The sequence below is a fragment of the Apibacter adventoris genome (assembly GCF_002964975.1).
Lineage (GTDB): Bacteria > Bacteroidota > Bacteroidia > Flavobacteriales > Weeksellaceae > Apibacter > Apibacter adventoris.
In genome coordinates, this window is the sequence record NZ_PSZM01000001.1 from 1 (window position 1) to 20,902 (window position 20,902).

Annotated in this window: 27 protein-coding genes and 5 pseudogenes; all 32 read left to right on the forward strand. The window is 33.9% G+C overall.

Annotated elements, in window-relative coordinates; all coding sequences use genetic code 11:
- Positions 1 to 129 precede the first annotated feature (129 nt).
- The 32 genes and pseudogenes from tssD (at position 130) to C4S77_RS13285 (ending at position 20,721) form a co-directional block, all read left to right on the forward strand.
- Positions 130 to 525: a type VI secretion system tube protein TssD gene (gene tssD, locus C4S77_RS00005; RefSeq protein WP_105193622.1), complete on the forward strand. Its 396-nt coding sequence runs from the start codon at positions 130 to 132 to the stop codon at positions 523 to 525.
- Positions 526 to 621: 96 nt separating this feature from the next.
- Positions 622 to 2,745: a type VI secretion system Vgr family protein gene (locus C4S77_RS00010; protein ID WP_105245153.1), complete on the forward strand. Its 2,124-nt coding sequence runs from the start codon at positions 622 to 624 to the stop codon at positions 2,743 to 2,745.
- A gap of 16 nt (positions 2,746 to 2,761) precedes the next feature.
- Positions 2,762 to 4,096, forward strand: coding sequence for a hypothetical protein (locus C4S77_RS00015; RefSeq protein ID WP_146105997.1), 1,335 nt, complete (start codon positions 2,762 to 2,764; stop codon positions 4,094 to 4,096).
- A gap of 14 nt (positions 4,097 to 4,110) precedes the next feature.
- Entirely contained in the window at positions 4,111 to 8,415 is a 4,305-nt protein-coding gene (locus tag C4S77_RS00020; RefSeq protein WP_105245157.1) for a DUF6531 domain-containing protein, read from the forward strand.
- 13 nt (positions 8,416 to 8,428) lie between these two features.
- Positions 8,429 to 8,875, forward strand: a complete 447-nt coding sequence (locus C4S77_RS00025) for a hypothetical protein (protein WP_146105998.1) — start codon at positions 8,429 to 8,431, stop codon at positions 8,873 to 8,875.
- 377 nt (positions 8,876 to 9,252) lie between these two features.
- Positions 9,253 to 9,861, forward strand: a pseudogene (locus C4S77_RS00030) (RHS repeat-associated core domain-containing protein); the annotation flags it as partial.
- Positions 9,839 to 10,237 carry a hypothetical protein gene (locus C4S77_RS00035; RefSeq protein WP_146105999.1) on the forward strand — a complete coding sequence of 133 codons (399 nt, stop codon included), beginning with the start codon at positions 9,839 to 9,841 and terminating at the stop codon, positions 10,235 to 10,237. The pseudogene C4S77_RS00030 and the gene C4S77_RS00035, both read left to right, overlap by 23 nt.
- Before the next feature lie 76 nt (positions 10,238 to 10,313).
- Positions 10,314 to 10,358, forward strand: a pseudogene (locus C4S77_RS13450) (hypothetical protein); the annotation flags it as partial.
- Positions 10,359 to 10,400: 42 nt separating this feature from the next.
- On the forward strand, positions 10,401 to 10,673 hold the full coding sequence (locus tag C4S77_RS00040) for a hypothetical protein (protein WP_260209213.1): 273 nt from the start codon (positions 10,401 to 10,403) through the stop codon (positions 10,671 to 10,673).
- Positions 10,670 to 10,885 (forward strand): hypothetical protein, encoded by a 216-nt coding sequence (locus tag C4S77_RS00045; RefSeq protein WP_221405041.1) that lies wholly within the window; start codon positions 10,670 to 10,672, stop codon positions 10,883 to 10,885. Before C4S77_RS00040 ends, C4S77_RS00045 begins: the two co-directional genes overlap by 4 nt.
- A 17-nt stretch (positions 10,886 to 10,902) precedes the next feature.
- Positions 10,903 to 11,151 (forward strand): Imm74 family immunity protein, encoded by a 249-nt coding sequence (locus C4S77_RS00050; protein ID WP_105245163.1) that lies wholly within the window; start codon positions 10,903 to 10,905, stop codon positions 11,149 to 11,151.
- Positions 11,152 to 11,239: 88 nt separating this feature from the next.
- A pseudogene (locus C4S77_RS13500) lies at positions 11,240 to 11,344 on the forward strand (RHS repeat-associated core domain-containing protein); the annotation flags it as partial.
- A 12-nt stretch (positions 11,345 to 11,356) separates the two neighbouring features.
- Positions 11,357 to 11,734: a GIY-YIG nuclease family protein gene (locus C4S77_RS00060; RefSeq protein WP_105245164.1), complete on the forward strand. Its 378-nt coding sequence runs from the start codon at positions 11,357 to 11,359 to the stop codon at positions 11,732 to 11,734.
- A gap of 1 nt (position 11,735) precedes the next feature.
- Positions 11,736 to 12,083 carry a hypothetical protein gene (locus tag C4S77_RS00065; RefSeq protein ID WP_105245166.1) on the forward strand — a complete coding sequence of 116 codons (348 nt, stop codon included), beginning with the start codon at positions 11,736 to 11,738 and terminating at the stop codon, positions 12,081 to 12,083.
- Positions 12,073 to 12,423, forward strand: coding sequence for an immunity 51 family protein (locus C4S77_RS00070; protein WP_105245168.1), 351 nt, complete (start codon positions 12,073 to 12,075; stop codon positions 12,421 to 12,423). Before C4S77_RS00065 ends, C4S77_RS00070 begins: the two co-directional genes overlap by 11 nt.
- 124 nt (positions 12,424 to 12,547) lie before the next feature.
- Positions 12,548 to 13,141, forward strand: coding sequence for an RHS repeat-associated core domain-containing protein (locus C4S77_RS13275; RefSeq protein ID WP_260209317.1), 594 nt, complete (start codon positions 12,548 to 12,550; stop codon positions 13,139 to 13,141).
- A 24-nt stretch (positions 13,142 to 13,165) separates the two neighbouring features.
- Positions 13,166 to 13,633 carry an SMI1/KNR4 family protein gene (locus tag C4S77_RS00080; protein ID WP_105245170.1) on the forward strand — a complete coding sequence of 156 codons (468 nt, stop codon included), beginning with the start codon at positions 13,166 to 13,168 and terminating at the stop codon, positions 13,631 to 13,633.
- Positions 13,634 to 13,920: 287 nt separating this feature from the next.
- A pseudogene (locus C4S77_RS00085) lies at positions 13,921 to 14,415 on the forward strand (polymorphic toxin type 47 domain-containing protein); the annotation flags it as partial.
- A gap of 4 nt (positions 14,416 to 14,419) precedes the next feature.
- Complete coding sequence (locus C4S77_RS00090; protein WP_105245174.1) at positions 14,420 to 14,821, forward strand: hypothetical protein; 402 nt, start codon at positions 14,420 to 14,422, stop codon at positions 14,819 to 14,821.
- A gap of 104 nt (positions 14,822 to 14,925) precedes the next feature.
- Positions 14,926 to 15,615 (forward strand): RHS repeat domain-containing protein, encoded by a 690-nt coding sequence (locus C4S77_RS00095; RefSeq protein WP_260209216.1) that lies wholly within the window; start codon positions 14,926 to 14,928, stop codon positions 15,613 to 15,615.
- 14 nt (positions 15,616 to 15,629) lie between these two features.
- A complete protein-coding gene (locus tag C4S77_RS00100) occupies positions 15,630 to 16,052 on the forward strand; it encodes an Imm12 family immunity protein (protein WP_105245177.1) in 423 nt (140 codons plus the stop codon).
- A 30-nt stretch (positions 16,053 to 16,082) separates the two neighbouring features.
- Positions 16,083 to 16,298: pseudogene (locus tag C4S77_RS00105) on the forward strand (RHS repeat-associated core domain-containing protein); the annotation flags it as partial.
- Positions 16,299 to 16,343: 45 nt separating this feature from the next.
- A complete protein-coding gene (locus tag C4S77_RS00110; protein ID WP_105245179.1) occupies positions 16,344 to 16,673 on the forward strand; it encodes an AHH domain-containing protein in 330 nt (109 codons plus the stop codon).
- A 21-nt stretch (positions 16,674 to 16,694) separates the two neighbouring features.
- Positions 16,695 to 17,252: an imm11 family protein gene (locus C4S77_RS00115; protein ID WP_105193752.1), complete on the forward strand. Its 558-nt coding sequence runs from the start codon at positions 16,695 to 16,697 to the stop codon at positions 17,250 to 17,252.
- 277 nt (positions 17,253 to 17,529) lie between these two features.
- Positions 17,530 to 17,907, forward strand: a complete 378-nt coding sequence (locus C4S77_RS00120; RefSeq protein WP_105245182.1) for a hypothetical protein — start codon at positions 17,530 to 17,532, stop codon at positions 17,905 to 17,907.
- Positions 17,908 to 17,924: 17 nt separating this feature from the next.
- Positions 17,925 to 18,512 carry a hypothetical protein gene (locus C4S77_RS00125; protein ID WP_105245184.1) on the forward strand — a complete coding sequence of 196 codons (588 nt, stop codon included), beginning with the start codon at positions 17,925 to 17,927 and terminating at the stop codon, positions 18,510 to 18,512.
- A gap of 288 nt (positions 18,513 to 18,800) precedes the next feature.
- Positions 18,801 to 18,962 (forward strand): hypothetical protein, encoded by a 162-nt coding sequence (locus C4S77_RS13505; protein ID WP_146106000.1) that lies wholly within the window; start codon positions 18,801 to 18,803, stop codon positions 18,960 to 18,962.
- Positions 18,941 to 19,159, forward strand: coding sequence for a hypothetical protein (locus C4S77_RS00135; RefSeq protein ID WP_105245186.1), 219 nt, complete (start codon positions 18,941 to 18,943; stop codon positions 19,157 to 19,159). The genes C4S77_RS13505 and C4S77_RS00135 overlap by 22 nt, the downstream gene beginning before the upstream one ends.
- Before the next feature lie 18 nt (positions 19,160 to 19,177).
- Positions 19,178 to 19,600 (forward strand): hypothetical protein, encoded by a 423-nt coding sequence (locus tag C4S77_RS00140; RefSeq protein ID WP_146106001.1) that lies wholly within the window; start codon positions 19,178 to 19,180, stop codon positions 19,598 to 19,600.
- Positions 19,601 to 19,770: 170 nt separating this feature from the next.
- The gene (locus C4S77_RS13100; protein WP_260209218.1) at positions 19,771 to 19,878 is read left to right on the forward strand and encodes an RHS repeat-associated core domain-containing protein; all 108 of its coding nucleotides are present in this window, start codon (positions 19,771 to 19,773) and stop codon (positions 19,876 to 19,878) included.
- A gap of 140 nt (positions 19,879 to 20,018) precedes the next feature.
- A complete protein-coding gene (locus C4S77_RS12845) occupies positions 20,019 to 20,171 on the forward strand; it encodes a hypothetical protein (RefSeq protein WP_181042765.1) in 153 nt (50 codons plus the stop codon).
- Positions 20,172 to 20,598: 427 nt separating this feature from the next.
- Positions 20,599 to 20,721, forward strand: coding sequence for a hypothetical protein (locus C4S77_RS13285; protein ID WP_260209220.1), 123 nt, complete (start codon positions 20,599 to 20,601; stop codon positions 20,719 to 20,721).
- Positions 20,722 to 20,902: the final 181 nt, after the last annotated feature.

The following is a 20,902-nucleotide window of genomic DNA, read 5'->3' on the forward strand; positions in this document are numbered from 1 at the left end:
TCTCTATCCCCATAAGAAAAAACATCTCTTAAGCAAAGAGAATGAAAAAAAAGGGGAAGCAGTAGCTTCTCCTTTTTTCAAATTTATCCCTATTATAAAAACAAACACTTATCAAAAATAACTTATAAAATGTCTTCATTTTTAGCCAAATTAGAAATGGAAGGATCTGTATATACAGTACTTCATTGCCACTACAGCTTTCAAAAAAACATAGATTCCTCAGGCAAACCCCAGGGAGCAACCCGCGGAGGATACCTGGATTTAACCTTGGAAAGTAACGGGAATTCAGTTTTCATAGACTGGATGCTATCACAAAATAAGACCAAAGACGGAGTCATTATCTTTTACCGTCGCGATGCGATGAGTAAACTACAGGAAGTAAAATTTGAGAAAAGCTACTGCATCTCTTTCGAAGAAGAATTTGATGCCACAGATAACCAGCCGATGCGTATACGCTTACAATTATGTTCCAAGAAGCTGAGTATAGCCAATATCAGCTATGAGAACAGTTGGAAACTGGGCTGAGCAAAATAACCCCAGGGAGAGGGTCAGGGTATATTTTTAAAAACCAATAAAAAAGGAGGAAAAGCCAAGTCCTTTCCCGAATTAAAACCCTAATATATGAGCATAATAGAAGATCCGAATAAAAAGGCACCTCAGGTAGACCTGAGTAAACTCACAGAAAAGCTACAACAATCTGCCCTTGACTCAGCCGAGACGAAACTGGATCAAGCCACCCAAGGCATCCGAGAAGAGGTAAAAAAAGTACAGGAAACAGCCACCCGGGTACAAAACAAACTAACCCGGGTAAACGAAGAACTTAGCCCGATAAAAGGCAACACCTTTGAAATCATCCCCCCGGAAGTATTGGAAAAACAAAAAGCCTTAAGCAGTTTAGTAACCTACGGAGGGGATTTAAAGAGCCTCTACGGCGACAGCCATCTGGTATGGAGCACCGTACAAATAGGCGGGGAATACGTACTAACCGATAGCCATTTTACTCTGAGCATACACCAGCAGGTAGGGACTCATGACAGCTTTGAAATTTTGTGTCCCAGTGAGGCTTTCGGGGAAAAAGACAGCTATCCCTTAACGAATACCCGTAAGTATTTAGGAAAACGCTGTACCCTGCAACTCAAACAATACGGACAGACCACCTATATCTTTACCGGAATCATAACCCAGATCCGCAACAAACGCATAGACGGTTATAGCCACATAATCTTAGAAGGAAAATCCCCAACCATCCTGTTAGAAAATGGCTTGGATTGCCAGAGCTTCGAAAAAAAAGGACTTAAAGAAATTATTGAAGAATCTACCCGCGAATATCCTTCCGACCTGATTCAGTGGGATATACGTCCGCACCTACAGGAAAAACTGCTATATACCGTACAATATCGGGAATCCGATTATCAATTTATCAGAAGGTTAGCTACAAGATATGGAGAATGGTTTTACTACAATGGCACCCAGCTGGTCTTTGGCGGGTATGGGGGCAAGACCGTAGAGCTGGTAGAAGAACAAGACCTGTTCGAATACGAACTGAAGATGCAATTAGTCCCCCAAAAGTTCACCTATACGTCCTACGATGCCAAGCAGGCAGAGAACTACACCGTAGAATCCGAAAGTGTAAGCGTACAGGGTACCAAAAACCCCTTTCAGCAATATGCAGAAGAAGCCTCAGCCAAGACCTACAACAAAGTCCCCCTTTCCTTATACAATCAAAGTTTGATGGAAAGTGGCAGGATGGAGCTTACCTCTGCAGTAAAAAGACAGAAACAGAGCCGTCAAAACGTATTTTATTTAGAAGCCAAGACCCATAATCCGAACATACGTTTAGGCGATATTGTTAAGCTCAAAGCTTGGATGCCGGGACATGAGATATTCAAGAACGGAGAAGTTCCCTTAGAGAGCTACCGCATTATAGAGATCACCCATAACTACGAAGGCATGGAAGGTTATCATAACTTCATAGTAGGGGTACCCAAAGAAATAGAGACCCCCCCTTATATGGAAGAAGACGCCATCCCACAATGTGAAGAGCAGTCGGCTACGGTTATGGATAACAACGATCCGGAAGGGATGTCAAGAATACGAGTGCAGTTTCTATGGCAGAAGCCCTTTAACGGAATGACCCCATGGATACGCTCCATCACGCCCTATGCAGGAGCCGGCAAAGGGATGCATGTAGTGCCCGAGATAGGCGAAGAAGTGATTGTGAGCTTTGAGAATGGGAATGCAGAGAAGCCTGTTTCTTTGGGAGCGATGTTCAACGGAAAAGGAAAATCAGGTCATGGAGGTAAGGGAAACTATATGAAGGGCTTACAGACCGCAGCAGGTTCTAACCTTACCTTTAACGATCAGAAAGGTGATATGACTTTGATGGATAAAGGTCCTGCCAGCCTGGTAATGGATGGAGCTGGAAAAACAACTCTGGATTCAAGTGACAAAATTATTATTTCATGTGGTGCTTCCAGTATAGAACTACATAAAGATGGAAAAATTATAATAAACGGACAAGAGATTAAAATAGAAGGAGAGAATAAAATAGAAACAAAAACCAAATCTCATGAAACCGTAGGTTTAGACATAGTAACAACCAAAAGTAATACTATAATAAAAGAAGAAGCTCCAAAAATAAGTGTAAAAGCTAAAGGACAGGTAGAAATAAAATCCGGAGAAACCATAGATGTAGAATCCACTATTTCAAATATAAAAGGATCCGGTTCGGTAAACCTTAACTAAATTAAAATTTACTGTTATGATGAACGAACATAATCCGGTTGCAGTAAGGATTAATCGTATCCAACAAAAATGGAAAAGCCAAGTAGAGGGGAAAAACTATAAAGTAGTCCGTTTTTTGTTATCCAATGAAGATGACTTAACCCTACTCAATGGTTTTTATAAACTGGAATCTTCTATATATAGAACCATAGATGAAGTATTGGTAGTAATGCTTACGGATTTTGAGAATCTTTCATATTTTTCATATAATCTGGTTAAAGATTGGATCTTAGAATATGAAAAAGGGTTGAAAAAAATCCCGGATCTTCCGTGGAAAGAATTTCCACTGTATAAAGAAAAAATAGAAAAGGCTTCTCCTCTACAACCACAAGGACACTTATTACTGGAAATGCTAGCCAGTTACCAGCAATGCATTTCAGATTCTCCTAAAAAATTACGAATAGGTATTGTTCCCCGTAAAGTGTATAGCTATTCCGATTTTTCTAAATGGCTAAAAAAAATGGCTGTTCAGTTACCTGAAAATATAGGTATTCTTTTAACTGACTATACCCAAGATAATTTTTATGCTAAAGTAGTAGGTACCCATGAGTATACAAGTATTTCACTTACTGTAGAAGATCAAGACATGAAGGGCGCTTATGAAGAATTGATTAAGGGTGGTAATCCTAATGACCCTCAGGTAAAATTTAGAACCTGTATGCTGGAAATGGGTAAAGAGGCTGCAGCAGGATATAAAAAAGGAGTTCATAACTGGGGAAATAAGTTATTAGACCTAGCACAATCTACCGGAGATAAAAGTTTGTGGGCTTCTGCACATCTGATTTATGCCGGTTTTTTATTTCGTTTTAAAGATGAACAAATACATTCTTTACTGGATAAAGGCGTTATCATTTGTGAATCGTTAATAAAATATAAAGATGAGGCCGGCTTAGGTATCTTATTGCAGATCTATAACTATAAAGCCTCTTATTACAGCATATGCGGTCAGCATCAAAAATCATGGGAGTGGTTTATAAAAAGTACCCAAAAAGCATTAGATAACAAACATTACCTAGAGGCCATCAGTAATTGTAAAAATGCTATTATTATGGCTGAAAGACATTTTATGAAATCTGAAATGACTGAATATTTAGAGACAGGTGCCTTTCAACTTATGTACCAACAAGAAGATGAACAATTAAAGGCTACGGAAATTACCTTTATTGTCAATTACTACCTCGGGTATTCATCTCAGGTTTCCCAAGAAAAATACCGGGAAATTAACGAACGTATGATTTTAATTTTTGGAAAAGAATGGAGACAACAAGCTTTTTCTAAAGTAGGAATGTCTCCCAGCACAAGTGTAACGTAAATATATGAACCAACATGCTACTATCAGATAATCATTTTACCCCGGTATTGGGGTTAGATATACATTTTACTACTTTACCGCCTTTTAATCCCTTTCATCCCTATATAGGGATTGTAGTAGACCCTATGGATTATATTCCTTTTATAGGAGCTACCGTCCATGTAAATGGGATAAAGAGAGGGGTTTCAGATACCAGCGGAGTTATCATTCCACTAGTACATATTCCTCTTTTTACCCCTCCCTGGTTTATGGCTCCTATTATCGGGCATGAATCCATGAATTTCTTTGCTGCGGAAAAGGTATTGGCAGACGGAATGAGATTTAGCCCCAAAGGACATATGCTTATGACTTGTAACGATATAGGCATTCCTTTATCTATTCAGCCCGGTAAGAAAAAATTCTGGAAACTGGTGCCTACCCTTTTTGCACCCACTTCTTATTCTTTACCTATTCCTACAGGATCTTCGGTAAATGTTGGGGGACCCTATCCTCCTGACTGGGGCGGAATGATTATGGGGCTGGCCATGAGTTTCGGATTTGGAGCCGTTATGAATTTAGGTAGGAAATTTTTTGCCAAAGTATTAAAAAAATGCAAAGGCCCCCAATGGTTAAGAAAAGCACTTTGTCATGCCGGGTTTGAGCCGGTTAATCTGGTGAATGGGGCTGTAGTTTATGAAGGAACCGATTTTTCTTTACCGGGAATGATTCCGCTGGAATGGAAACGCGCCTGGTACTCGGACTCTTCCTATCAGGGTGCTTTAGGCTACGGCGTTCACTGGAATTATGATCTGGATGTGGAAATTATTCCCGAAGAAGAAGCCATTGCCGTACGTGCGGAAGACGGAAGAATAGTAGCCTTTCCGCTGATAGAGGAAGAAGAAGAATTTTACCTTCGACAGGAAAAAATAACCTTAAAAAGAAATAAAAATTCTTTTGAGATATACCATCACGACACTCAACAAATCTATTATTATACCTATGGGGTTACTTCATTTCAGTATAAGCTTACTAAAATAGAGAATATTGCCGGGTTTAGCCTTACTTTTAACTACCGTGCAGATGTTGTGGCAGAAATTACAGATACGGCCGGAAGAAAAATAAAGATACAGTCCGAAGGCGGAAAAATTATACGGGCTGATCTTCTTACCGAAAATAACGAACCGAAAACTTTGGTGGAATACAGCTATGATGAAGTTGGAAATATGACGGGGATTACAGATAGCCTGGGGCAAACCACCCATATAAAATATGAGGATCATTTAATGGTAAAAAAGACCGACCGCAACGGACAGTCTTTTTATTGGGAATATGACGGAAACCATACCGGAAGCCGCTGCATTCATACCTGGGGAGATGGCGGATTGCAGGAAGGGCGGATAGAATACCACCCCAAAGAAGGTTATAATATAGTCACCGATGCACGAGGAAGCCAAACCTTCTATTATTATACACCCGAGCAACTCGTAACCCAGATTAAGGATCCTTTGGGTAATTCACGCTTTTTTCAATATACCGAATTTATGGAAATATACCGGGAGATAGATGAAGAAGGAAATATGACCGGTTATAGTTATGATGATCGTGGAAATCCTATTGCCATAACCTTTGCCGACGGAAGTGAACATATCTTTATGTACGATGAAAGAGACCGTCAGACCCTTTCTATTTCTCCGGAAGGACAAAAACGTGCATATATCTACAGTGAAGAAACCAATATGCTTCATAGCATTATAGAGCCCGATGATAGTTTTACCGTACTGGAATATAATGAGAAAAACCTGCCGTGTGAAATCCGAAAAAACGGAGTGCCTTTATATATGGCATATGATGCGCAAAATAACCTGTTATCCCTGACCGATAAAGAGGGAAATGCCACCCGTTGGGAATATGATTACCAAGGAAATGTTACCCGGGTAGAAAATGCGGGCGGGAATACCCAACATTTCCGTTACGATGAACTGGGACGCGTAATATCTGTAAATTCCCCACAGGGGCACACCCGTTTCCGCTACAATGCCTACGAGGAAATTTTGGAAGCTTTTGACGACAAAACCCAGGTTTCCTTCCAATACACCCCCTTGGGCAGCCTACGCATGCGGGAACAAAACGGAATAAAAGTACACTTTGCCTATGATGCCATGGAGCAGCTCAAAGAAATTCGCAATGAAAAAAAAGAAAGATACCTTTTTTACCGCAATGCAAGAGGAGATATACGACAGGAAACAGGCTTTGACAAAACCAGCCTTTATTACCACAGAGACCGCGCCGGAAAAATTATAAAGATACAAAAACCCGGAGGCCGCTGGACGGAATATGAGTACAACCTGCGAGGGCTGGTTATACGTACCGAACATTCCGACGGAAGCTGGGAAACCTTTGATTATAATAAAGACGGGCAATTACTTGAAGCCCGGAATCAGGATAATTGCGTGAAGCTGAACCGCGATGCTGCCGGACGCATAACAGAAGAAATTATTTCCTCCGGCCTGCCGGAAGATCCCGGTCACCGGATCCTTAGCACCTATGATGAAAACGGAAACCGCGTAGAAATATCCAGTACCTTAGGTGCCCTGATACGGAACAGCTTTGACGAACAAGGGAATTTAGTATCCCTGGAAGCCCTTCAGGAATGGGGTGACGGGCAACAGGAAGCCTGGAAAGCTGAAATCACCCGTAACCACCTGGGGCAGGAAATAGAAAAAGAGCTTAGCGGAGGCCTGCGCCTTACTACCTCTTATGACGAGTACGGGCGCCCAGTAAAACAACAGGTACGGAGCGGCCACCGCGAAACCTATCACCGCCAGTATACCTGGAGCCCTACCCATAAGCTTACACAGGTACTAAACGGACTTACCCACGGAAAAGCCGAATTTACCTACGATGCCTTCGGAAGCCTGGCATCTGCCCAATATGAAGACGGAAGCTATGATTATAAATTGCCGGATGAAGTAGGAAACCTCTATAAAACTCCCGCAAAAAAAGACCGGATATACGGAGCCGGAAGCAAGTTGCTGAAAGATGAAAACTGGCACTATATATACGATGCAGAAGGAAACCTGAAACTAAAAACCCGCCGCAAGGTAGGGCTGAACACAGATTTAGAAGGGCAGGCAACTGCAAAATCTACCCTTTTAGCAGAGGAAGATACTCCCCAAAAAAAAGTTTTTTGGTTCGGAGAAGATCAATTTGATCGCAAAGCCGAAATCAGGAATTATTCGCAGGCCGAGCGAAAAGCCTATGACCGTTTGCGCCAGAAAACAAAGGATAAAATTACGGAAGAGTATAGCTGGGCCTTAGGAGACTGGGAATACCAATGGCAGGGAAACGGTATGCTAAAGGCCGTGCGTACCCCAGAGGGGAAATGGATACAGTTTGAATACGATGCCCTAGGGCGAAGAACTGCCAAAATTGCAGGAGATAAAATTTATCGTTATCTTTGGGAAGGTAACGTTTTGTTACATGAATGGAGCTATTTGAAATCTGAAAGACCGGGAGTTATTACCGATGAGTTAGGATTGTTAAAACCCGACAGGCCCGAACCGGTAGAAAACCTTACTACCTGGGTGTATGAAGAAGGAAGCCTGGTACCTACCGCTAAATTGGAAGGAGAGGAAAGATATTCCCTGATTTCCGATTATATAGGCCGCCCGGTACAAGCTTATAACGATCAGGGTAAAGTAGTTTGGGAGGCAGACTACGATATCTATGGAAATATCCGAAAGCAGAAAGGAACCAAAGACAAAAACTTTATCCCATTTAGGCAGTTAGGACAGTATGAAGATAAGGAAACAGGCTTATACTATAACAGGTTCCGTTACTATAATCCTGAAACCGGGATGTACATTAGTAAAGACCCAATCAGCCTTGCCGGGAATAACCCCAATTTGTATGCCTATACTTTTGACTCAAATACACAGGTTGACCCGCTGGGGTTGGATCCTTTAGGTTCTAAAGACAATCCTTTTACATCATTAAGACAAGCTATGAATAGGGCTAAAGATTTAGCAGGAATACCACGAAGTCAACAGCCTGATAGACAATGGCAAGTGGGCGATGATATTACTAAAAAAGGTGGTAATTATGCTAATTATGAATACGATGCTAATCCAGGTTCACATGGAAGAATGTATGAGTTTACAGATGCTAATGGGCATAAAAAAGTAGTGGTTATACATACTAATGATGGTCAATTACATGTTCACGCAGGTGGACCAAAAGATACTCCACATACTTATGATTTTAAAGCAAATAGATATGCGAAAATAGATGACCCTAACTTGAAAGATCATCATTTATTCGTTAAAGTTGAATGTAAATAACACTAAGAACAAAATGGATAAATCAAGATTGTCTATAAAAGATAGGTTAACATTAAATAAATTAGAAAAAGAATATAGGTTAAATTCTAATTGTGAATTTATAGATATAGTTAATGGAACTTATTCTATTTATTTTGAAAATTTTTCTAATGACTTAAAAAATACTTTTAATATTAAAAATCTCGATAATACTGTAGTTAAAAGCAAAATTAAGTCTTGGGAAATTACTGAAATTTTAAAAGTGACTCATAATTATGATATTATTGTTATATCCGATGAGTATTTCAAAGTAAAAGTAAAATTAATTAATACAGAATTATTCTTCTTAAATTTTATTGATAAAAAAATATCAAATCATATCGGCTTAGATATTAGTTACTATAACGAAAACAAGAAGTTTACAAATGTTTTTTATGATGAAGAATATGAAATACAAAATTATTTAAAAAAATGGAATTAAATTATAACAAAAAAGCCAACCCTTAAGGTTGGCTTTTATTTTTCAACTGTTTAGCTTATCAAGCAGTTCGAGTTCCTCTTCAGGGATAAGAGAACGCAGGAGTTGCAGGATGTTGTATAGATCCCATTTGTTGTGTTCCGTATAATTGGGGAACGAAATTTCGGCTAAAAGGGTGGGTTGTGTAATTTTACAGAGAGATGTAAGAGTAAAACCAAGGTTTTGATAATCGGGAATAGATTTGAGTTTTTAAATTGATTAAATAAGATAAAATTTTTATCTTTGAAAAAAGGTAAAAAACAGAGTTATTTGAAATATTGAAGAAGAAGGAGTAAGAGAGGTTCTCGCGAGAGTAAAAAGGAAGCGCAGAGTTAGACCACAACCGTTTCCGTTACTATAACCCACAAACCGGATCCTATATCTCCAAAGACCCTATCGGACTCGCCGGGAATAACCCAAATTTGTATGCGTATGTTTTCGATTCTAATATAGAGGTAGATCCATTTGGATTGAGTGGTACTTTAACTATTTATTCTGATTCTCCTAAAGGAGATCCTATAGGACATGCTTTTATAAGTATAACTGAAAATGGAAAAACAGAATATATAGGTCAATGGCCTGATCCTGGATTTAGTGGTAAAGGAGATATAGCAAAAATTACGTTTTCTGATATGCAAGGAGGTTTAGATATGAATGATATCTCACATTTAGATAGTGCTGCTTTAATTTCAAGATCATATGATATAGATGATGCCCAAATGTCTAATTTAAGAAAATATATTGATGATTTTAAAAGTGGAAATGGTGATGGGAAAGGTTATAATTTGAGAAATAGACAGTGTGCTAGTTTTGCTTATGGAGCATCACAAGCAGCTGGAATAAAAGAGATGAAAATGCCATGGTATAAGAAAAATATTTTATTTGGTGTTACTCCATCTAATTTATCAAAAAAGATAAAATCTCTAAATGAAGCAAATGTTTGTAAATAGATATTTTTTAATTATTTTATTAATATTCCCTATGTTTTTAATGTGTGCAAAACCTTATATTGAATCATACAATAATGATGAAAAAGAAATTAAAATAGTTCTTTTTCATAAATCAAAAGAATGTGGATTTATAAATATTTATAAAGAAAGAAGAACACTAACTTTTCAATTTTCTTGTGGATGGAGTAATTTTGGGAAAGGTCATACTAAACTTAGTGATGTTTATTTTGATTATATTAATAATAGTTTAGTAATGATTTCAAAAGAAAATCATAAGAGAATTCTTAAAATAAAATGTGATAAACAGATATTTGATGAAATTATGGACGAAATAGATAATATTAAAAGCTTACCTAGTAGTAAACATGAAGATTAGGATAATTTGATTATAGCAGTACGAAGATAAAGAAACAGGTTTATATTACAACCGTTTCCGTTACTATAACCCACAAACCGGCTCCTATATCTCCAAAGACCCTATCGGACTCGCCGGAAATAACCCGAATCTGTATGCGTATACGCATGATAGTAATGCTTGGGTGGATCCGTGGGGATTGTATCCTGTATGGAATTCTTCGGCTAATAGATGGATCGAAAGTTCCACCGGTAGATTTATTTCAAGGCCTACAAATTTAATGAAAACCGCTCCAAATACAGCTCATTTTTGGTCAGGTAGAACAAATGGTATTGGAGGAATGGATGTTGCTGCTGATATAGCTAAAAAGAATGGAGGAACAACACTAGAGATGCTTATAGAAAAACATAAAATTGTTATGCCTGAGAATGGGATGCTAATAACGCTATTAATGTGAAGGAATGGGGATTAATGTCCGAAGCATATGCAGAGAAAGCTACAGGTAAAGTTAGAGGAATAATTGGAGACGATTTAAGACCAGATAACATTTGGGAGAATTTTGAAAAGGGAAAATTAATGAATAGTGAAAATGTTACTTCTGTTGAAATAATAGATCCTAAGACTGGAAAAAGTAAAGGATTCATTAAAGGAGGACCAAATTGTCCTTAATCAATAAAATAAGAATTATGGAAATATTAAGTATAACTAGAGGACAAATAAAAGTTAAACTAGATAATGATGTGCTATCAGTGAATGGCGAAGCAATGATGCCACAGCAACCTCCTAATTTATCTGAATATGTAGTTTACAAAAATTCTTTTAAATGGGTTACTAAAAATGATAATTTGTCCATTAATGATAAATTAAGAACTAAATTACTTATTTTTCTTGAGAATGAGTTAAGAAAAAGAAGTTTAAAAATAATAATAGAATAATAAAGATAAACTTGGAAATAGACACTCCATACCGTTTAGGCAATTAGGGCAGTACGAAGATAAATAGTTAGATAGATTATATTTCAGGTATTACGACAGCACTACAGGCTCCTATCTTAGTAAAGACCCCATTGGGTTACACGGAGGCATACAGCTCTACGGCTACGTCCACGATTCTAATACTTGGATAGACCCGTTTGGGTTATTGGAGTTGGTTTATCAACTTGTTAATGATGAAAATAAAGTAGTATATTATGGCATAACAAGTAGAGAGGCACAAGATAGGTTGGCGGAACACCTTGCTGATCCCTTGAAAAAAGGAAAGTTTGTAAGAATGGAAATTTTAGCAGAAGGACTTACACATGATCAAGCACGTTCAATTGAAGGTGCTTTAATTAGAAGCAGACTAGCTGAAAATATAGATAAGTTCTCAGCTACAGATTCTATAAAAGAACAATTAAAAAAATCTAAATTATTGAATAAAAACAGAGGTAGAGTTAAAGAGCGTTGGACTTCAAGTAATCCATTGGCAGATCTAAAAGATAAAATGCTTAATAAACCTAAAAAAGTGAAATGTCATTAAAATGAAAATATTTAGTACTGCGCCAGAAGGTAATGAAATGGCCGAATTAGAAAATGCACGTTATTTAAATTTAGCACTTAAACAAATTGAAGAAAATATTGAATGGTTAAAAACGACGAATAAACCAGTCCAAGCAGTTTTAACTCATATAGATATACTGGTGATGCTAGCTAAAAGGTTTACAATTGATGCTAACTTATTGATAAAAAAAGAGAAAGTACAAGAATGGAAAAAAACTTTTAATGAATGGTTTGAGCGTTGTGGAAGTAAAATACCAGTAAAGTATAGAGAAGGTATTAAAGCAAATGGTGATGAACTTTTTAAAGAATTAGAACAATATGGACACTGATAATTTTAAGAAATCAATTAAACCTTTCTTTTGGGTTGAACACGAAAAAAGTGTTTCGGTATGTTTAAATGTTGGAGAATACAAAACTGAAATTTTTCAAACAAGAGAAGAGGAAGGGTTTGAAGGAAACGGTTATGATTGGGCTTCTTTAGCTAAAGTATTTTTAGAAGAAAGAAAGTCCGAATTAATGGAATTTATTAAGTTCGATTCTGAAGCAGATATGTTTTGTGCTTATTCATCAAATATAGATGCCTTAAAAACTTTTATTGTCGCATTTAAAGAAATCTGTGAAAATAAAGTCTTAATCCAAGATTTATTTTCGAGAGCGGAATTAGATTAAAGTTTGGTAGTATCAAGTAATGTATTAAATTAAAGCTAAGAAGAATTAATTATATTTGTGTAATTGTTATTTGAAATAAGAGATTACAAAAAGAAGGAGTTCAGTCTGGGAAGTAGAGTACGATATTTACGGAAAGATAAAAGAAGATAAATTTGGGAACTGGCATTCAGTACCATTCCAGCAGTTAGGACAGTATGAAGATGAAGAAACAGGTTTGTACTACAACCGTTTTAGGTATTACGACAGTAATACAGGAACTTATATAAGCCAAGACCCGATAGGGTTAGCAGGAAATAACCCGAATCTGTATGCGTATGTGAGTGATAGTAACGTGCAAGTTGACCCGTTTGGGCTGAAAGTTGTAACAAATACTGTTGATTTTACAGGGCACCCTGATTTATTTCCAACAACAGGAAATCAAAGAAATATTGTAACAATCCAATTAACTGGTAGAAGAAGTTCAGATTTTACTCAAGCTTATAAAGCTGCTGGTATATCTGCTGCAGAAGCTCAGGGTTATACTTGGCATCATGTTGCTGATTTTGATCCAACAACAGGAAAATCTACAATGCAATTAGTAAAAACACAAACACATATTGATTCATTCCCACATAAAGGGTCAGCTGGACAATTTGCAGATCATTTTGGAGTAAAATATGATAGTAAAGAAGCTGTTGATATTTCTAAAAAACAAGGATGGCATCCTACATGTAAATAATATATAAATAAAAAATACATTATAATGCAAAAATTTATAAATACAGGAATAAAGTTAACAGAATCTGATATTAAGAATGTAAGTAAAGGTATGAATCTTACATTTCCAAAAGATTTAGTTGAATTATATACTCAATATAATGGTGGAGAAATTGAAGGAGAAAAATATTTTTATATAGATGAAGATAACGATGTAGATGTTAGTGTTAAAATGTTTTTGCCGATGAAATATAAACAATCTGAAAATGATATTTTATTAGAAGAATTATATCAATCATTAGCTGTTGAAAAGAAATTAATTCCTTTGTCTTATATACCTTTTGCTATTGATGATGGAGGATATCCATATTGCATTAATGCTAATGATGATAAGATATACATAGGATATTTAGAAGACTATGATGGTAGTCCAGAATCAACAATACGGTTTATATCAGATTCATTAATAAAATTCATCAATGGGATGAAAACAGAAGAAGAAGCTTATAATTAATATTAAAACAATCCAGCCCTAGGGTTGGATTGTTTTTTCATTCAACTGTTCAGCTTATCAAGGAGTTCGAGTTCCTCTTCGGGGATAAGGGAGCGGATGAGTTGCAGGATGTTGTAAATATCCCATTGGTTGTGTTCGGTATAATTGGGGAACGATATTTCCGTCAAAAGGGCTGTTTAAATTTAATTAAGAATAAAGATAAAATTTATTATCTTTGAGATTAGTAGATATTTGAAATTTAAAAAGGTTAAAAAGTAAACTAATTCAGGCAGTTAGGACAGTATGAAGATGAAGAAACAGGTTTGTACTATAATAGATTTAGGTATTATTCTCCAGATAGTGGTATCTATGTAAGCCAGGATCCTATTAGGTTATTAGGTGGTAACAAGCTATATAGTTACGTAAATAATATTAATTTATTTATTGATCCATTAGGGCTTAATAAAGTAATTCATTTTCCAAATTTTGATGAAGCAAGAGAAGCTGCTTTTGATCTTGCTTCCGGAGGAGATATAACTGTAACATTTTCTCCTACAAAGTATGATCCAATTACTGGAACAGAAGTAGAGTTTAAAGGTTCTAATGGTTCTAAAGTAGCATATGATTCAGCTCATGCTGATATGGATATTTCTCATGGACATGATAAACCTCACATTGGAGTACAACAAGGAGGTAAAAGGGGAGCTGGTGGAGCAGAACGTTATAATTTGACTTATGAGGGAGAAACTCATCCTCATAGATCACCTAATAAAGGAGAAGGGGTTATAAAACATAACCATTAAAAATATGAAAAATGAAATAATACAAGCCATAAAACAATTATCTTTTGATAATAAAGTAGTCTTATTTGAAGATACTAAATTAAGTGAAAATATAATTACAAAAATTCAAACTAAATTTGTAATTGGAAACCCTAGAGTATGGTGGTTGAAGTTTATAAAAAAACCTCAATCATTTACTTATGATACTAAATACCTATATAAGCAAATCATTAATTTTTTTAAACCAAATGAAAGTGTATGGATTGTAATAGAAGATGATACTAACTTTCTATTATTATCCACAATTGAAGATTTTATAAATATTGTTGGGGAATGTAATTATTTTGAATATAACATCATTAATTTAGAAATGAACAAACTGTTATGCGAGAATGACCATGATGAATTATTATTGGTTGAATTATAATGAGTAAGGAATATGAATTCTTGATTATCAAGCTATATTTAAAATAGTTTACTCCAAGTGCAAAAATCAGGAATAGTAAGAAATATTCCATAGTTTCCGATTATTTGGGTACGCCTTATCAGGCTTACAATGACCAAGGCGAACTGATTTGGGAAGTAGCGCTGGATATTTACGGAAAGGTAAAAGAGGATAAGTTTAACAATCGTTTTTCCATACCTTTCCGATATCAGGGACAGTATGAAGATGAGGAAACTGGGCTGTATTATAACCGTTTTAGGTATTATTCTCCAGACAGTGGAACATATATAAGCCAGGATCCGATAAGGTTAAAGGGTGGAAATTATTTATATTCCTATGTACATAATGTAAATGATTGGATTGACCCTTTAGGATTATATAATCCTTATGGAAATAAGAAGAATGGTCAATTTAAAAAGAAGCCAGGACCTAAACCTAAGCCCAAACCAAGTTTACATGGAAATTCTGCATTATCGACAAAACCAGCTGTCTTGTATGCGTTGTATGATGTCGAAGGAAATTTTATGAAATGGGGTATTACAGATAAAGTTAATAATTTAAAATCTAGATATGGAAATACTATTCCTAAAGATTGGCAAATTGAAGAGATGATGCGAGGTACACGGGCTGATATGCTAAAATTAGAAAGGGAGTTAAGTGAAAAAGTACCAGGCTCTTTAAATAAGGAAAAATGGGCTGGTTCTAAACAAGGTCAACAACTCGGTTCGGATGCAGATAATATTAATAATAAAATGAAAGCCCATCATAAACATTAAATAAAAGGTGAAAAATGGATATATATTTAAATTCAGCATTTGGTGGAGAAAGTAAAGCTAAAAATACTTTATTCTCTTTAAACATTGTAATTAGGAAAAGTTTGAAAAAAGTATTTAATGATTTTCATATTGAAAAGGTTAAAGAAATTGAATTTTATTTAGGGTTTAATGGTGATTTAACAAAATATAAAGAAACGTCTGGTATATATAGCCCTAGATATAGCTCCAAAAAAGAGAGTTTTGTAGTCAATATTATCTTTGATGATACTAAGTGGGGTGATAATCAAATTGAAAATAAGAGAATATTTATCACAGAATTAGAAACCTACTTTTTTGATGCAGGGGTTATTTTGAATAATAAATTAAAAAAAATAAAAATTGAATTCAATTTAAATGAATATAAAGCAAGAATAAAAAAAGCCTTATATAATGTTTAGTTTTAACAGATTTGGGAGGTAGAGCTGGATATTTACGGAAAAGTAAAGGAAGATAAGTTTAACAACCGTTTTTCCATCCCTTTTCGATATCAGGGACAGTATGAAGATGAGGAAACTGGGCTGTATTATAACCGTTTTAGGTATTATTCTCCAGACAGTGGAACATATATAAGCCAGGATCCGATAAGGTTAAAGGGTGGAAATTATTTATATTCCTATGTACATAATGTAAATGATTGGATTGACCCTTTAGGATTAGCTAGAGGTCCAGTTTCAGGTGATTTTGCAGAAATGATTTCTATATCAGGATATCAAAAGCATCATATTATCGCAGATTCTTTGAGAGATCATCCTTTACTACAAGAGCTGGGATATGATATAAACAATAGTAGAAATTTAGTCTATCTCCCTGAAAGTAGTAGTCTAGATCCTACAAGGACAGTACATAATGGAAGTCATAGAAAATGGCATAGAGAAGAAGCATTAGAGGAATTGGATCGAATACATGCTTTAGATGCTGATCCAGAAATAAAGAAAATGCATGTAGATGCATATACAGATGAAATGAGGGAAAAGTATCTTTCTAAAGATGCTAATGTGCAATTAAATAAACATCATTAAACCATAATAAGTAAAAATTATATGAATTATTTTCTTAAAATAACAAGTAAACCTAATTTACCACTAAAATTTAGTTTAAAAAACACAATTAATGGTTCCTATTTAGCGATAGGTAAGTTTATAAATGAAAAAATAGATACTCCATTAATTTATGAAGATTCTGAAAATAGTGATTTATCAAAAGATGATATAATAAAATATGACGTTTTAGAAACAGTAGGAGGAGGTTTTTTAATTAGTGAAAAGTTAAAAGAATTAATAGAATCTTATTTTTCAAATGAAGTACAGATTTTTTCAACAATTATTACATATAAAAACACATCTTTGGAAAAATATTTTGCTATAAATATATTTAATAAATTAAAATGTTATGATTTAGAACGGTCAGAATTTACAATTCATCCAGTAGACCACTCTTATAAATTCACTAAAATTATTTTAGATACTTCTCCATTAGAAGAATATGGATTAGTATATAACATTATTCGAAGTATATATGATAATAAAATTATTGTTTCTGATGAATTTAAAAATGTTATGACAAGTAATAATATTAACAGTATTAAATTCATTAGGTAATAATGATAAATTATTTAAATTAAAAAAATATAATCAACTAAGAAAGAAAATGTACATTTTTTCTTAGTTTTTCATTCTAATAACAATCAGGACAGGGTTATATTATAATCGGTTTAGGTATTATTATGATTGTAATTCCGAAACATATATTAGTCAGGATCCTATTAATCTCTATGGTGATAGAACTTCCCTTTATACTTATACTAAAGATACAAATAAATGGTTAGATATATTTGGTCTTCATAAAGTAGGTATATTAAGTGATAAATTAGCTGAAATGGCTAGAGAGGTTCATAATTTGGCTAGAGATGAAAGAGCTCTTAGAAGTCAAACAGTAAGTATTGCTAAAGTAGAAAAAGATGGCGTATCTAGTTTATATGCTTCTGGGAGCGGAGCTAGCCTAAACCCTCGCCAAAGGGAGAAGTTGGAAGAGTTAGGAGTCCCTAAAGAAAATATATTTAGTGGCAAAAAATTTAAAGTATTTATTGATGGAGAAAGAGGAATTCAAACTAAATTAGCAAATCATGCAGAAAGAGTTATAGAACGAAATATTCCCCTAGATTCAGAAATTAAAGAATTTGGAATTTCATGGAGTAGTAAACAGAAAAATGAAATGTGTCCTAATTGTAAAGAACATTTTGGACATTCACATTAATTATTAAATTAAAGATTATGGATCTTAAAAAATATTTTAAAATAATAGCACTAAAATATCAAAAAATATTAAAAGATAATTTACTATTTTGGAATCTTTGGAATACCAATTATCTCTTTGAATTTTTAGATAATTATAAAGAGGAATATCCTGAATATTACAATATGTTTACAGAAATAAATACTATATGTTGGAAATTTAATGATTCTCATAAAATCAGTGTAAAAGAACTTTATATAACTCTAGATAAATATTATCCCTTTATTGATGATAATACTTTAGATGATTTAGATGATTTTAATTTACCAGAAGTAGTAATTAAAGAATTAACATATTCTTTTAATACAATTTATGATGGAATTAAGAGTAATAAAAGATATGGAGACAAATCTAGTGATGCCTCTATAAATATTATTTCTGTCATATTAGAAAGTAATAAATTGGACTATGATGATACAAATATTCCTATTCTTAAAAACGAAATAGATGCACAAATTAAATTGATACAAGATCTCTCCAAACCTCAGGCATATACTTATAAGGATAGAAATATTTATAGGGATAAAGAAGCTATGGCTTCTATAAAGTTTAATGAAAATTATTAAGTAATATTTATAATTAGAGAATAATATTTTATACCAATTTTATATCAGGGACAGTAAGAAGATGAAGAAACAGGGTTATACTATAATAGATTTAGGTATTATGATAGTAATTCTGGAACGTATATTTGTCAGGATCCGATAAAGTTAGCTGGAAATAATCAATGTCTATATGCATATGTTCCTAATACTAATATTGAGATTGATGTATATGGTTTAGTTCATGGTTTAGAAACCTCAGTTACTAGAAATGGACAAACAATATTTTCAGAAACATATACTAGTGGTGGTATGTTTACGGGAATGAAGCCTAATCAACAACAAGCATTACTTACTCATACTGAAAGAAAATTTTTAAATGATATTAATGATTTAGTAAATCTTGGAGATCATTTAAAAATGGTAGGACAGCTTAATCCTTGTAAACCTGGATGTCAGCCTGCTCTGCTATAAGAGATTTTGTCGCTGATAAAGGTGTTACAACAGAATATTTCGCATCTGATACTAAAATGCATTATATATGGGAAAAAACGGGCAATAATAAAGTATTACAAATTGAAACAGATATAACAACAGGTAAAGTTTCTGCTTATGAATATGATACACAAGCAAGAAGAAGAAATTCTGTCAACTTAGATCATAAACATTAAGACTCAATTATGAATCATATGGAATTTATAAATAATTTTCAAATAAAAAATAATCAATTGATAGGAGTTATGACTATTCCTAATCTATACGACTCTGTTGAGTTCTCATTCAATATAGAAAAAAAAGCAGCTGATATCTCAGATTTCAAAGAATTGATTAACAAGAGTAAAGATTTTATCATTCAATTAGATAAGAATAAAATAAGTAAGATAACTACTTTTGTCTCAGAAGAAATTACGGATGCTGCTTATGAAGGTATTGATTATGAATATTCTAAGCAAGATATATATAAATTAAAGAATGATCTTAAAATTAAGAGGATAAATTTTTATAATGAAGATATGATTATTTTTTTTGAATCAAATAAAATTTTTACAGAAATGAAAATTTCTTGTCAAATGGACTATGAGTTTAATATTGAAGATATAACAGTTGGTTGATTTTCCTGACAGGTAGAACTAGATATTTATGAAAACAGAGCGTTAAAAAACGTTGAGAACGTTTTTAGCGAACGAGCCAGACTGTCGTGTTGGAAAAAAGAAGATAAGTTTAACAACCGTTTTTCTATCCCTTTTCGATATCTGGGACAATATGAAGATGAGGAATCGGGTTGTGTTACAACCGTTTTAGGTATTATTCACCTGATAGTGGAACATATATAAGCCAGGATCCTATTGGGTTAAATGGTGGAATTTTAAATTTATATGGATTTCTGTAAAAGAAACTTATATACTACCAACCAATAAAATACCAGGAAGTACTAAAGGAGATTCTTACGCAGATTTAACCTTTAAATCCCCTTATGGTCAAGTAGTCCATATTAATACAGTAGACAAAGGATGTTATATGAACTCTGGTATGTCTCAAAGAGAATATATAAATGCCAAACGAATTCAAACAGATGCTCCTAATTCAATCGTAATTACAGTAAAAAAAGGAGATGCTGTAAAATCAGGAGATTTAAGTGTTAGTGGTAAAAATATGCAAGCAGGAAAAATACATCATCATTAAAAAATAATTATTATGGGAAAAACACGAGATTTTGTTTTTTTTTATGACAAGTAAAGATGAAGAATTATTTTGTCAAACTATTAGGGAATACAACTCAAATATTTTCTTTTTAGATACTTGTCCTTCCTCTGAATCTAATATAGAGAAAAGATTATTTATATCTGTTACGGATTCGTCAAGTCCTTTTTTTCAATAGTTAATTTAGATTTAATTACCAAAGAAGAGTTGAGTGTAAGTTATGAAAAGTATAGCGAATACTATCATTTTACCTAAGTTGGGAAAGGTCAAATGCAATTCTTACGTTCTAAACCTGATCCATTTCATCCTAACAATTTAAGTGAAGACCGTCTTGCTGATTATTATGAGCCAGAAAATGAGCCAGAAAAAATATGAAAAAATAAAATATATAATATTTTAAAAAAACTTGGTGGATAAGTTAGTTGCACTTCCTGATGCTTTACGAAAATACAATGGAAAAAATGGTTTTTTAACACAAAGTGCTGCAAAGTTTGTTGGTGAAGGAATTACAGATAATTTTTATAATTTTTAAATATAAAGATAAATGCTGGGTAAGGCTTAAATTTACAATTTTATAAAATAATAAATAACCTTTTAAAGGCATAACCATTATTCTTTTATTTAATAGATCTGATGAGATTATTACAAAAAATATTTTCTATAATAGAATACTTAATTACTAAATAATTTAATAAATAATATAAATTCAAATA